This window comes from Streptomyces sp. NPDC046197, from assembly GCF_040646295.1.
Taxonomy (GTDB): Bacteria; Actinomycetota; Actinomycetes; order Streptomycetales; family Streptomycetaceae; genus Streptomyces.
This window is the reverse complement of sequence record NZ_JBEYZY010000014.1, coordinates 66,021-79,706: the sequence shown is the minus strand read 5'-3', so window position 1 is coordinate 79,706 and position 13,686 is coordinate 66,021. Positions and strand designations below refer to the sequence as shown.

The following is a 13,686-nucleotide window of genomic DNA, read 5'->3' as shown; positions in this document are numbered from 1 at the left end:
GTACGGCCTTGGCGCCGTCCGCGTCGCCGGTGCCGGGGCGCGACGAGACCCCAGAGGTGCCCTCCGCGTCGCTGGGGTGCACGCCCTGCTGCTTCATGGTCTCTTCTTGGTCTCGTATCACCGGTCACCGCCCGCACGATGGTGGCATGCCACACCGACACACGGGGGCATCAGGGTGCAAATGCGGGGGCGCACAGTCTGCCCGAAGTGTCGCTCCGGTGCGAGAGTCACGCACGGTGGGCAGTTCGTCGCGGTGTCGGTGGGGTGGGGCAGGATGGGGCGGATGAGCGATGAGAGCCTTCCGGACGACGGCCACCCGGAACCCCCGGACGCGCTGCCCGGGTACGCCGAGCGGGTCCTCGAGGTCGCCGAACTCGTCCCGCCGGGGCGCGTCATGACCTATGGGGACGTCGCCGAATGGCTGGAGGAGGGAGGCCCGCGGCAGGTCGGCCGCGTGATGGCCCTCTACGGCGGAGCCGTCCCGTGGTGGCGCATCGTGCGCGCCGACGGGGTTCTCCTCCCGGGCCACGAACTGCGCGCGCTCACCCATTACCGCACCGAGGGGACGCCCCTGCGGGAGGCGGGCAGAACGACCGAGGGCCATCTGCCGCGCATCGACATGAAGCGGGCCCGGTGGGATGGCGGTGAACGTGCGCAGGGTCACACCTGACAGCTTCCGCCATCGGAGCGGCCCACGGGGAGCCCGTGGCCCGTACGGGGGAATCCGGGCACGTCCGCGGCGTGGCGTACGTTCGTGCGTCGAGGGACATGCGTGACCGGTGGTGCGGAGGCAATAAGCGGAAGCCCTGCTTCCGACCCGGCCCTCGGCGTAGCTTCGGTAGCACGTGTCCCCCTCATCCCGTTCATCCCGCTCATCCCGCTCATCCCGCGGTCACCGTCGTCCACGGGCGGCGGCCCGCCCCCGTGACGACGGCGTCCCGCGCCGCAGTGACAGACCCCAGCACACCCACCAGGACCGGCGAACCACGTGAGCTCCTCTTCCTCCACCAGGCGTCTGCCGCACCCCCAGGTGCGGCAGGGGAACCGTGGCGCTTACCGACTGGTGCGTACCCCACCGGCCCGACCCGATCCCCCCCGTCTGGACGCGGCACAGCGCGCCGTGGTTGACCACGAGACCGGCCCACTGCTCGTCCTCGCAGGCCCGGGCACCGGCAAGACGACCACTCTCGTCGAGTCCGTGGCCGCGCGGATCGCCCGCGGCGGGGACCCCGAGCGGATCCTCGTGCTGACGTTCAGCCGCAAGGCCGCCGTCGAGTTGCGCGACCGCATGGCGCTACGCACCGGAGCGGCCCACGCGCCCCGGGCGACCACCTTCCACTCGTTCTGCTACGCCCTGGTCCGCGCCCAGCAGGACAGCACCCTGTTCGCGGAGCCCCTGCGGCTGCTGTCCGGCCCCGAACAGGACGTGACCGTGCGCGAGCTCCTCGCCGGTCAGATCGACCTGGAGCGGCTCGGCCTCACCCATGTGCGCTGGCCGGACGAGCTGCGCGCCTGTCTGACCACCCGCGGATTCGCCGACGAGGTCCGCGCGGTCCTCGCCCGCAGCCGTGAGCTGGGGCTGGGCCCCGATGCCCTGGCCGCCTTCGCCCACCGCATCGGCCGCCCCGACTGGCAGGCCGCGGCCGCCTTCCTCGCCGAGTACCTCGACGTCCTGGACCTCCAGGGGGTGCTCGACTACGCGGAACTCGTGCACCGCGCGGTGCTCCTCGCCCGTCGTCCCGAGGTCACCCGGCAGCTCGCCGCGCGGTACGACACGATCTACGTGGACGAGTACCAGGACACCGACCCGGCCCAGGTACGGCTGCTGCACGCCCTGGCCGGCGGCGGCCGTACCCTGCTCGCCTTCGGCGACCCCGACCAGTCGATCTACGCCTTCCGCGGCGCCGACGTGAACGGCATCCTCGACTTCCCGCAGGCGTTCCCCCGAGCGGACGGCCGTCCCGCCCCGGTCGCCGTCCTGCGCACCTCCCGCCGCTCCGCCGCCGCACTGCTGACCGCCACCCGCCTGCTCACCCAGCGCATGCCGCTGACCCGCCTTCCGGCCGACAAGGTGCGTGCCCACCGGGAACTGACCCCGGTGCGGGAAGGCGGCCGCGTCGAGGTCTACACGTACCCGACGCCGGGCACGGAGCTGGACAACATCGCCGACATCCTGCGCCGGGCCCACCTGGAGGACGGAGTCCCGTGGAGCGAGATGGCCGTGCTGGTGCGCGCGGGAGCCCGCACCGTCCCCACGGTTCGCCGGGCCCTCACGGCCGCCGGCGTCCCCCTGGACGTCGACGGCGACGACCTGCCACTGCGCCACGAACCGGCGGTGGCCCCGCTGCTGACGGCACTTCGTGCGGTGGCGACGGCGGAAGCCGGGCGGCGCCCCGGCGAGCAGACCGTCGCCGCGGAGCCGGACCCTGACGGCTGCTGGCTCGACACCGACACCGCCCTCACCCTCCTCGCCTCACCCCTCGCCGGCATGGACACCGCAGACCTGCGCCGCCTGGGCCGCGCGCTGCGCGACGAGGAGCGGACCGCGGGCAACCCGGTACCGCCGCCTTCCGACGAGCTCCTCGCGCGGGCGCTCGCCGAACCCGAGCGCCTGACCGTGCACGACCCCACGTACGCGCGCGGTGCCCAGCGCCTCGGCGCGCTGCTCAGAAGAGCCAGGGAGCGCCTGGCAGGCGGCGGCACGACCGAGGAGGCACTGTGGGACCTCTGGGAGGGCACGCCGTGGCCCGCACGCCTGGAGCGGGCCACCCGGCGCGGAGGAGCGGCCGGACGCAACGCCGACCGGGACCTGGACGCCGTGTGCGCCCTGTTCGCGACCGCCGCCCGCGCCGAGGAGCGCACCGGGGGCCGCGGCGCCCTGAACTTCCTGGAGGAGATCGAGGCCGAGGACATCGCCGCCGACACGCTCACCCGGCGGGCCCTGCGCCCCGAGGCCGTACGCCTGATGACCGCGCACCGCTCCAAGGGCCTGCAGTGGCGGCTCGTGGTCGTCGCCGGCGTCCAGGAGGGACTGTGGCCCGACCTGCGCCGACGCGGCTCGTTGCTGGAGGCGGACCGCATCGGGCGGGACGGACTCGCCGCGCCCCTGACTCCCGGAGCACTTCTGGCGGAGGAACGCCGCCTGTTCTACGTGGCCGCCACGCGCGCGCGTGAACGCCTCGTCGTGACCGCAGTGAAGGCCCCCGCGGACGACGGCGACCAGCCCTCCCGCTTCCTCACCGAACTCGGCGTCGAACCCAGGGACGTCACCGGCCGCCCGCGCCGCCCGCTGTCCGTGGCCGCGCTGGTCGCCGACCTGCGCGCGACGACGGTCGACCCGCGCGTGTCCGACACGCTCCGGGACGCCGCCGCGCACCGGCTGGCCCGGCTGGCGGCGCTCGCCGACGACGAGGGCCGACCGCTGGTGCCCGCCGCGCACCCCTACCGCTGGTGGGGCATGGCCGAGCCGACCGAGAGCAAGGTGCCGCTGCGCGACCGTGACCAGCCCGTCGTACTGTCCGGAAGCGCCCTCGACCAACTCGCCAACACCTGTTCCCTGCAGTGGTTCCTCGGCCGGGAGGTCAAGGCCGACACCCCTGCCACGGCGGCCCAGGGCTTCGGCAACGTGGTGCACGTCCTCGCCGACGAGGTCGCCTCCGGACGCACCCCCGCCGACCTCGCGGTCCTCATGGAGCGGCTGGACACGGTGTGGAACGCGCTCGCCTTCGACGCGCCGTGGAAGTCGGCGCAGGAGAAGGAGAACGCGCGCGTGGCGCTCGAACGCTTCCTGAAGTGGCACGTCCTGGACCGCACCGGCCGCACCCCGGTGGCCAGCGAGCACGACTTCGACGTGACCCTGAAGGCGGGCGACTACCAGGTGCGCATCCGCGGCTCCATGGACCGTGTGGAGGTCGACGGCGACGGCCGCGCCTACGTCGTCGACTTCAAGACCGGCAAGCAGGCGCCCACGTCCGCCGAGGTCGCGCGCCATCCGCAGCTGGCCGTCTACCAGCTCGCCGTCCGGGAGGGCGCCGTCGACGAGCCCTTCGACGGGATACGCCCCGAGCCGGGCGGCGCGGAACTGGTCCAGCTGCGCCAGGGCGCGGCCAGGAGGGACGGCGGGGACGGTCTGCCCAAGGTGCAGGCCCAGGACCCGCTGGAGGGGGAGTGGGTCGGTGAGTTGCTGGCGACCGCGGCCGGAAAGGTCCTGGACGAACGGTTCACGCCGAGCGCCGGTCAGCACTGCACGCACTGCGCGTTCCGGGCGTCGTGCAGCGCTCGGCCGGAGGGGCGGCACGTCGTCGAGTGATCGTCCGGAATCGCTGTGCCGAATGATCACCGCAAGCGGTCGTACCGAGTGGTCGCCAGAAGCCGTCGTACCGAGTGGTCGCCCGAAGCCGTTGCGCTGAGTGGTCGCCCGAAGCCGTCGCACCGAGTAATCGCGCACGCTCACTGTGACGCAGGGCACCGCACGTGCTGACCTGCGTCTCTGCGGCGCCGGAAGGCGATCCGTCACCCGTTGTCAGTGCTCGCCGCTAGCCTCTCTGGAGTGTCCGCCAGTATCACCGATCCCGAGCAGCTCAAGGAGCTCCTCGGGATTCCGTTCACCCCGGAGCAGACGGCCTGCATCACCGCGCCGCCCGCCCCGCAGGTGATCGTGGCCGGCGCCGGATCCGGGAAGACGACGGTGATGGCGGCCCGCGTGGTGTGGCTGGTCGGTACCGGACAGGTCGCCCCCGAGCAGGTGCTCGGTCTGACCTTCACCAACAAGGCGGCCGGTGAACTCGCCGAGCGCGTCCGCAAGGCGTTGATCAAGGCCGGCGTCACCGACCCCGATGTCATCGACCCGGAGAACCCGCCGGGCGAGCCGGTGATCTCCACCTACCACGCCTTCGCCGGCCGGCTGCTGACCGACCACGGCCTGCGCATCGGGCTCGAACCCACCGCCCGCCTGCTCGCCGACGCCACCCGCTACCAGCTCGCCGCGCGGGTGCTGCGCGAGGCGCCGGGCCCCTACCCGGCGCTCACCCGCTCCTTCCCCGACCTGGTCAGCGATCTGCTCGCCCTCGACGCCGAGCTGGCCGAACACCTCGTAGGCCCGCAGGAACTGCGCACCTGGGACGCCGAGCTGCTGCGCGGCCTCGAGGACACCAGGCTCACCAACGCCGACCTGCGCAAGGTTCCCGAGACGGCCGCCGCCCGCCGGGAGCTGGCCGAGCTGGTGGTGCGCTACCGGGCCGCGAAGCGCGAACGGGACCTGCTCGACTTCGGCGACCAGATCGCCCTCGCGGCACAGCTCGCCCGGCTTCCCGAGGTCGGCCGCCTGCTGCGCGACGAGTTCCGGGTGGTGCTGCTCGACGAGTACCAGGACACGTCCGTCGCCCAGCGCATCCTGCTGGCCGGCCTGTTCGGCGGTGGCACCGGCCACCCGGTGACCGCCGTCGGCGACCCCTGCCAGGCGATCTACGGCTGGCGTGGCGCCTCCGTCGCCAACCTCGACGACTTCCCCGAGCACTTCGCGCACGCCGACGGCAGCCCCGCCACCCGTCAGGCGCTCAGCGAGAACCGCCGCAGCGGCGGTCGCCTCCTCGACCTCGCCAACGGCCTAGCCGAGCCCCTGCGCGCCATGCACGCGGGCGTGGAGGCGCTGCGCCCCGCTCCGGGTGCCGAGCGCGACGGCCTGGTCCGCTGCGCCCTGCTGCGCACCCACGCCCAGGAGATCGACTGGGTCGCCGACTCGATCGCCCACCTCGTACGGACCGGCAAGGCACCCGGGGAGATCGCGGTCCTGTGCCGCACGGCCACCGACTTCGCCGAGATCCAGGGAGCCCTGGTCGCCCGCGACCTCCCGGTCGAGGTGGTCGGCCTGTCCGGTCTGCTGCACCTGCCCGAGGTCGCCGACCTCGTCGCCGTCTGCGAGGTCCTGCAGGATCCCGGCGCGAACGCCTCCCTGGTCCGGCTCCTGACCGGCCCGCGCTGGCGCATCGGCCCACGCGACCTCGCCCTTCTGGGTCGGCGGGCGAGACGGCTCGTGGCCCACGCGCGCGTGGACGCCGACGACGACCCGGACCGGCGCCTCGCCGAGGCAGTCGAAGGAGTCGACCCCGCCGAGGTGATCTCGCTCGCCGACGCCCTCGACACGTTCCTGGAGACACCACTCGGCGGCGGTGGGGACGACGACGGGCTGCCGTTCTCGCCCGACGCGCGCGTGCGGTTCGCCCGGCTCGCCGCCGAGCTGCGCGACCTGCGCCGCTCGCTGTCGGACCCGCTGATGGACGTGCTGCACCGCGTCCTCGCCGTCACCGGTCTGGAGGTGGAGTTGTCGGCGTCCCCGCACGCCCTGGCCGCCCGCCGCCGTGAGACCCTGTCGAACTTCCTCGACATCGCCGCCTCCTTCGCCGCGTCCGACGGCGAGGCGACCCTGCTGGCCTTCCTCGGCTTCCTGCGCACCGCGGCACAGTACGAAAAGGGCCTCGACAACGCGCTGCCCGGCGGCGAGAACACCGTCAAGGTGCTCACCGCGCACAAGTCGAAGGGCCTGGAGTGGGACGTCGTCGCCGTCCCCGGCCTGGTCACCGGCACCTTCCCCAGCAGCCAGGGCCGCGAGAAGTGGACCAGCCAGGGCAAGGTCCTGCCGCACGCACTGCGCGGCGACGCCGACACGCTGCCCGACATCGGCAGCTGGGACGCCCGCGGCATCAAGGCCTTCCACGAGGCGATGAAGGAGCACCAGCACACCGAGGAACTCCGCCTCGGCTACGTCACCTTCACCCGGCCCCGCTCCCTGCTCCTCGGCTCCGGTCACTGGTGGGGCCCGAGCCAGAAGAAGCCCCGCGGCCCTTCCGCCTTCCTTCAGGACCTGTACGACCACTGCGCCGCCGGGTACGGCGAGATCGAGCAGTGGGCGGAGGAGCCGGAAGAGGACGAGGAGAACCCGGCCCTGCACCGGGCCACCGCCGACCGGGTCTGGCCGCTGCCCCTGGACGAGTCCGCGCTCGCCCGCCGCCGGGCGGCCGCCACGACCGTCCTCGCACACCTGGAGGACCTCGCCTCGCACTCGGGCGGCCACCCGCACCCGCCTGCCATGCACGACCCGGACACCCACGACGACCCGGACTGGCCGTCACCCCCGGACGCCGACGAGCCACCCTCGGGAGACCAGCCGCCCTACGGGGACGAGCCGCCCCACTGGGACGAGGCGTCTGACGATGCGGACACCCACGGCGACGAGAACCCCTACGGCGACGAGAAGCCCTACGGCGACGAGAACCCCGACGACGGCGAGGACACGGCCGACTGGGACGCGTGGACGAGTGAGCGCCCGACCGTGCCGCACCAGGCGACGTCCCCGGAACAGCACCCCGTGCTGCCCGCCGCCCGTCCCCACCCGCAGGCACCGCAGCCCGTGCCCCTCACCCCGGAGGAGGCCCGCACCGTCGCCTCCTGGGACCGCGACCTCGACGCCCTCACCGGAGAGCTCCAGCGCGCCCGGCAGCACGTCACCGACGTACCCCTGCCGACGACGCTCACCGCTTCGCAGGTACTGCGGCTGGCCGCCGACCCGGACGGTTTCGCGCGTGACCTCGCGCGACCCATGCCGCGCCCCCCGCAACCGGCCGCGCGCCGCGGCACCCGCTTCCACGCCTGGGTCGAGGCGCGGTTCGAAGAGCTCACGCTTCCCCTGCTGGAGCCGGAGGAACTGCCCGGCCGCGACGCCGAGATCGCCGACGAACGCGACCTGGAGATCCTCAAGGAGGCCTTCGAACGCACCGCCTACGCACACCGCACGCCCTACCGCGTCGAAGCCCCCTTCCAGCTGGGCATCGCCGGCCGCGTCGTGCGCGGCCGCATCGACGCCGTCTACAAGGAGGGCGCCGGTGACGAGACGACGTACGAGATCGTCGACTGGAAGACCGGCCGCGGCCTGACCGCCGACCCGCTCCAGCTGGCCCTGTACCGGCTCGCCTGGGCGGAACAGCACGGTGTGCCCCTGGAGCGCGTCACCGCCGTGTTCCTCTATGTGCGCACCGGCGAGGTCGTACGACCGGGGAACCTTCCGGACCGGGCCGCGCTGGAGCGCCTGCTGCTGGAGGAGGCGCGGTGTGACGAACCGCCCGAGGAGGATGTCACCGCGGGCCGATAGGCTCGGCGGCATGAGCCAGACCCCGGACAGCGCCGTCCGCACGTACATCGAGCAGCACCGTGCCGCCTTCCTCGACGACCTCGCCGAGTGGCTGCGCATCCCGTCCGTGTCGGCGCAGCCCGACCACGCGCCCGACGTACGGCGCAGCGCCGACTGGCTCGCGGCAAAGCTCAAGGAGACCGGCTTCACGACCACCGAGGTCTGGCAGACCCCGGGCGCCCCGGCCGTCTTCGCCGAGTGGCCCTCCGACGACCCCGAGGCCCCCACCGTCCTCGTCTACGGCCACCACGACGTGCAGCCCGCCGCCCGCGAGGACGGCTGGGACAGCGACCCCTTCGAACCCGTCGTCCGCGGCAACCGTCTCTACGCGCGCGGGGCGGCCGACGACAAGGGGCAGGTGTTCTTCCACACACTCGGCGTCCGCGCCCACCTCGTCGCCGCCGGCCGCACCGCCCCGGCCGTGCACCTGAAGCTCCTGATCGAGGGCGAGGAGGAGTCCGGCTCCCCGCACTTCCGGGCGCTGGTCGAAGAGCACGCCGACCGCCTGGCCGCCGACGCGGTGATCGTCTCCGACACCGGCATGTGGGCCGAGGACACCCCCACGGTGTGCACCGGCATGCGGGGCCTCGCCGAGTGCGAGATCCAGCTGTACGGTCCCGACCAGGACATCCACTCGGGCTCCTTCGGCGGTGCCGTGCCCAACCCGGCGACCGCCGCCGCCCGCCTCGTCTCCGCCCTCCACGACGAGCACGCGCGGGTGGCGATCCCCGGCTTCTACGACGGCATCGTCGAGCTCACCGACCGGGAGCGCGAACTCTTCGCCGAGCTGCCCTTCGACGAACAGCAGTGGCTGCGCACCGCCAGGTCCCACGCCACGCACGGAGAGGCCGGACACACGACCCTGGAGCGTATCTGGGCCCGTCCCACCGCCGAGGTCAACGGCATCGGCGGTGGCTACCAGGGCCCCGGCAGCAAGACGATCATCCCGTCCACGGCCATGGTGAAGCTGTCGTTCCGGCTGGTCGCGGGCCAAGACCCCGAGCACGTCGAGAAGGCCGTCCGCGCCTGGGCCGGCGAGCAGCTGCCCGCCGGGATCCGGCACGAGATCACCTTCGGCTCGGCCACCCGCCCGTGCCTTACCCCCCTGGACCACCCGGCCCTGCAGTCCGTCGTCCGGGCCATGGGCCGGGCCTTCGGCACGCCCGTCCGCTACACGCGCGAGGGCGGCTCGGGCCCGGCCGCCGACCTCCAGGAGGTCCTCGGCGCCCCCGTCCTGTTCCTGGGCATCTCCGTCCCGTCCGACGGCTGGCACGCCCCGAACGAGAAGGTCGAACTCGACCTCCTGCTCAAGGGCGTCGAGACCAGCGCCTACCTGTGGGGCGATCTCGCGGAGCACTGGCGCGATGCGCCCTGACCGCCCGGCACCGTCCGAGGACGAGGCGACACCCTCCGATCACGGACGGGGACTGTCCGAAGCGGTGCCCGGCCCAGGGCACACTGGGAGGGCCGCCCCGCACCTCCAGGCATCGCCGGACGCGGTCGCCTCCTGCCGCACGTCTCGCTGAACCGTCGCCCAAACAACCGTTCCACCGGGGGAGTTGGAAGCACCGTGACCACCACCTGGACCGACCACACCGCCGACCGGCCCATCTCGCTCACCGCCCCCAGCGGCATCGACCGGGCCGCCCATCACCGGCTCGACGAGGCCTGGCTCGCCGCCGCCTGGAGCCACCCGTCCACACGCTGCTTCGTGGTCTCCGGCGGCCAGGTCCTCATCGACGAGACGCCCGACGGGCGCACCGAACTCGTCATGACACCCTCCTTCGAAGCCCCCCTCACCGAGGCGCATCGCTACTTCCTGGGCACGGACGAGGACGGCGTCAGCTACTTCGCCCTGCAGAAGGACGCGCTGCCCGGCCGCATGGACCAGTCGGCACGCCCGGCGGGGCTGCGCGAGGCCGGACTGCTCCTGTCGCCCCGGGACGCCGCTCTGATGGTGCACGCCGTGGCCCTGGAGAACTGGCAGCGCCTGCACCGCTTCTGCTCCCGCTGCGGCGAGCGCACCGTGATCGCCGCGGCCGGCCACATCCGCCGCTGCCCGGCCTGCGGCGCCGAGCACTACCCGCGCACCGACCCGGCCGTGATCATGGCCGTCACCGACGACGAGGACCGCATCCTGCTCGGCCGGCAGGTGCACTGGCCCGAGGGCCGCTTCTCCACGCTCGCCGGCTTCGTCGAGCCCGGCGAGTCCATCGAGCAGTCGGTGCGGCGGGAGGTCCACGAGGAGGTCGGCATCACCGTCGGCCAGGTCGAGTACGTCGCGAGCCAGCCCTGGCCCTTTCCGTCCAGCCTGATGCTGGGCTTCACGGCCCGCGCCACCTCGACCGAGATCAATGTCGACGGCGACGAGATCCACGAGGCCCGCTGGTTCTCCCGCGAGGAGCTCCGCGCGGCCTTCGAGTCCGGCGAGGTCCTGCCGCCGTACGGCATCTCCATCGCGGCCCGGCTCATCGAGCTCTGGTACGGCACGCCGCTGCCGACGAGGAATTTCGTCTGACACCGGCGGGCGACCGGGGTCGGCCGCCCCTCACGACTCCGCGCTGCCGGGCTTCCTGCGCACCAGCCCGGGGCCCTGCGCACCGCCCGGCTTCCGGGTCCCTATGCATCACAAGAGGGCGGTCCCTGAGTCATTACAGGGACCGCCCTCTGTGCGGAAGCAGCCGCAGCGCCGGGAGCGCTCAGGCGCCGATCTTCTGCTTGACCTGCGCCAGCGAGGGGTTCGTCAGCGTCGTGCCGTCCTGGAAGAGCACGGTCGGTACCGTCTGGTTTCCGCCATTCGCCTTCTCGACGAACGCTGCGGACTCCGGGTCCTGCTCGATGTTGATCTCCGTGTACGCGATGCCCTCGCGGTCCAGCTGGCTCTTCAGTCGGCGGCAGTAGCCACACCACGTGGTGCTGTACATGGTCACAGAACCCAGCATGTCTTTCGCGCTCCTTCGGCGGCTCGGGGACGTAATGGTCGCTGGGGAGGAACGTACGCCACGGACCCGGCATTCCCGCCCGGGTATCCGGCAGCACGTGACGGTCGCCGCACCAGCACATGACGCTCGCCGCATTAGTACGACTGCGAGGGGCTGCCTGTGGACAACCGCCTCACCTGTCTCCCGCGACCTGGCAGCATGGCCGTGTGACAGCAGCAACGCACTCCACGCTCTTCCCGCGCGTACCGGACTCGGCCGACGCGGTGCTCGAAGGGCTCGACCCCGAGCAGCGCGAGGTGGCCACCGCCCTGCACGGCCCGGTGTGCGTGCTGGCGGGGGCGGGGACGGGCAAGACCCGGGCGATCACCCACCGCATCGCCTACGGGGTGCGCGCGGGGATCCTCCAGCCCTCCAGCGTGCTCGCTGTCACCTTCACCAACCGCGCCGCCGGCGAGATGCGCGGCCGCCTCCGTCAGCTCGGTGCGCACGGCGTCCAGGCGCGCACCTTTCACTCGGCCGCCCTGCGGCAGCTGCAGTACTTCTGGCCGAAAGCGATCGGTGGCAGCATGCCCCGGCTCGTCGATCGCAAGATCCAGCTCGTCGCGGACGCGGCCGCCGCCTGCCGCATCCGCCTCGACAGGGGCGAGCTGCGGGACGTCACCGCCGAGATCGAATGGTCCAAGGTCACCCAGACCGTCCCCGCCGACTACGCGCTCGCAGCCGCGAAGGCCGGCCGCGAGGCGCCCAGGAACCCCGCCGAGATCGCCCAGCTCTACTCCGGCTACGAGGACCTCAAGCGGGACCGCGCCGTCATCGACTTCGAGGACGTCCTGCTGCTGACCGTTGCCGTCCTCCAGGACCGGCACGACATCGCCGAACAGGTCCGCGCCCAGTACCAGCACTTCGTGGTGGACGAGTACCAGGACGTCAGCCCCCTGCAGCAGCGACTGCTGGAGCTGTGGCTCGGCGACCGCGACAACCTGTGCGTCGTCGGTGACGCCAGCCAGACGATCTACTCCTTCACGGGCGCAACCCCCGACCACCTCCTGGACTTCCGCACCCGCCACCCCGGCGCCACCGTCGTCAAGCTGGTGCGCGACTACCGCTCCACCCCCCAGGTCGTCCACCTGGCCAACGGACTGCTTGCCCAGGCCCGCGGCCGCGCCGCCGACCACCGGCTGGAACTGGTCTCCCAGCGGGCCCCGGGCCCCGAGCCCGTCTACGCCGAGTACACCGACGAACCCGCCGAGGCCGAGGGCGCCGCCCGCCGCATCCGCGACCTGATCGCCTCCGGTGTCCCGGCGAGCGAGATCGCGGTCCTGTTCCGGACGAACTCCCAGTCCGAGACCTACGAGCAGGCCCTCGCGGACGTCGGGATCCCCTATCAGCTCCGCGGTGCCGAGCGCTTCTTCGACCGGCCCGAGGTGCGCAAGGCGGCCATCGCCCTGCGCGGCGCCGCCCGCTTCGGCGGCAACGACGCCCTCCTCGACGACGCCGTCGACCTGCCCTCCCAGGTGCGCGCCGTGCTCTCCGGCGAGGGCTGGACCCCGCAGCCCCCGGCCGGCTCCGGTGCCGTCAGAGAGCGCTGGGAGTCGTTGGCCGCACTGGTGAACCTCGCGCAGGACTTCGCCGCAGCCAAGCCCGGCGCCACCCTCGGCGACCTGGTGGCCGAACTCGACGAACGGGCCAACGCCCAGCACGCCCCGACGGTCCAGGGCGTCACCCTCGCCTCCCTGCATTCGGCGAAGGGCCTGGAGTGGGACGTCGTCTTCCTGGTCGGTGTCGCCGAGGGCATGGTCCCGATCACCTACGCCAGAACCGACGAACAGATCGAGGAGGAGCGCCGCCTCCTCTACGTCGGCGTCACCCGGGCCCGCGAGCAACTGCTCGTCTCCTGGGCGCTGTCCCGCTCGCCCGGCGGCCGCGCCAACCGTCGGCCCAGCCGCTTCCTCGACGGGCTGCGTCCCGGTTCGGCCGCCACCGCGGGCCGGGCCGGTGCCGGCGGTGCGGGAGGCATCGACCGGGGCTTCGGCGGCACCCCGATGGCCGGGGCCACCGGAGGAGGCCCCGTGCGTCGGACCCAGCGCACCCCGGCCCGCTGCCGGGTCTGCGGCCGCACGCTCACCGATGCGGGTGAGATGAAGCTGATGCGCTGTGAGGACTGCCCCTCCGACATGGACGAGGGACTCTACGAGCGGCTGCGCGACTGGCGGGCGGACCAGGCGCGGCTCAGCGGTCAGCCCGCGTTCTGCGTCTTCACCGACAAGACCCTGATGGCGATCGCCGAGGCCGTCCCCGACGACGAGCGCGAGTTGGCGCGGATCCCCGGGGTCGGGACGCGCAAGCTCAACCGCTACGGCGCCGACGTTCTCGCCATCTGCTCAGGCCAGAAGCCCGGAAGGGAAGAAGACCGGGACTGATGCGAACTCGTCGAAAAAATAGTTTGCGCATGCCCCAGCAATCCCCATAGGTTCTTGGTCACGGGGACAGCGGCCTTCCTGAGGCCCTGCTTCCGTGTTGTACTTGCATACCCGAACGGACTGGCTCAGCCCAGTCCCAGAG

The 13,686-nt window shown here is 72.9% G+C and carries 7 protein-coding genes; 6 read left to right on the top strand and 1 reads right to left on the bottom strand.

The genetic code is table 11. The features are described 5' to 3' along the window. Window positions 1-283: 283 nt before the first annotated feature. The 5 genes from AB0A61_RS21005 (at window position 284) to nudC (ending at window position 10,700) form a co-directional block, all read left to right on the top strand. Window positions 284-670: an MGMT family protein gene (locus AB0A61_RS21005; RefSeq protein WP_361294020.1), complete on the top strand. Its 387-nt coding sequence runs from the start codon at window positions 284-286 to the stop codon at window positions 668-670. A 318-nt stretch (window positions 671-988) separates the two neighbouring features. Next, complete coding sequence (locus tag AB0A61_RS21000) at window positions 989-4,309, top strand: ATP-dependent DNA helicase (RefSeq protein ID WP_361294017.1); 3,321 nt, start codon at window positions 989-991, stop codon at window positions 4,307-4,309. A gap of 240 nt (window positions 4,310-4,549) precedes the next feature. Then, complete coding sequence (locus AB0A61_RS20995) at window positions 4,550-8,143, top strand: UvrD-helicase domain-containing protein (RefSeq protein ID WP_361294014.1); 3,594 nt, start codon at window positions 4,550-4,552, stop codon at window positions 8,141-8,143. 10 nt (window positions 8,144-8,153) lie between these two features. Continuing rightward, the gene (locus AB0A61_RS20990) at window positions 8,154-9,557 is read left to right on the top strand and encodes a dipeptidase (protein ID WP_361294011.1); all 1,404 of its coding nucleotides are present in this window, start codon (window positions 8,154-8,156) and stop codon (window positions 9,555-9,557) included. A 195-nt stretch (window positions 9,558-9,752) separates the two neighbouring features. Continuing rightward, window positions 9,753-10,700: an NAD(+) diphosphatase gene (gene nudC, locus AB0A61_RS20985; RefSeq protein ID WP_361294008.1), complete on the top strand. Its 948-nt coding sequence runs from the start codon at window positions 9,753-9,755 to the stop codon at window positions 10,698-10,700. 181 nt (window positions 10,701-10,881) lie between these two features. On the opposite strand, the gene AB0A61_RS20980 is transcribed toward nudC, so the two are convergent. Then, window positions 10,882-11,124: a mycoredoxin gene (locus tag AB0A61_RS20980; protein ID WP_361294005.1), complete on the bottom strand. Its 243-nt coding sequence runs from the start codon at window positions 11,122-11,124 to the stop codon at window positions 10,882-10,884. A 119-nt stretch (window positions 11,125-11,243) separates the two neighbouring features. Here AB0A61_RS20980 and AB0A61_RS20975 point away from each other — a divergent pair, with 119 nt between their 5' ends. Further along, window positions 11,244-13,544, top strand: coding sequence for an ATP-dependent DNA helicase UvrD2 (locus AB0A61_RS20975; RefSeq protein WP_361294002.1), 2,301 nt, complete (start codon window positions 11,244-11,246; stop codon window positions 13,542-13,544). Window positions 13,545-13,686: the final 142 nt, after the last annotated feature.

Bases quoted from the DNA above. Each gene is read 5' to 3' on its own strand.
- AB0A61_RS20980 (WP_361294005.1), bottom strand. From the start codon at position 11,124: ATGCTGGGTTCTGTGACCATGTACAGCACCACGTGGTGTGGCTACTGC.
- AB0A61_RS20975 (WP_361294002.1), top strand. From the start codon at position 11,244: ATGACGCTCGCCGCATTAGTACGACTGCGAGGGGCTGCCTGTGGACAA.
- AB0A61_RS21005 (WP_361294020.1), top strand. From the start codon at position 284: ATGAGCGATGAGAGCCTTCCGGACGACGGCCACCCGGAACCCCCGGAC.
- AB0A61_RS20990 (WP_361294011.1), top strand. From the start codon at position 8,154: ATGAGCCAGACCCCGGACAGCGCCGTCCGCACGTACATCGAGCAGCAC.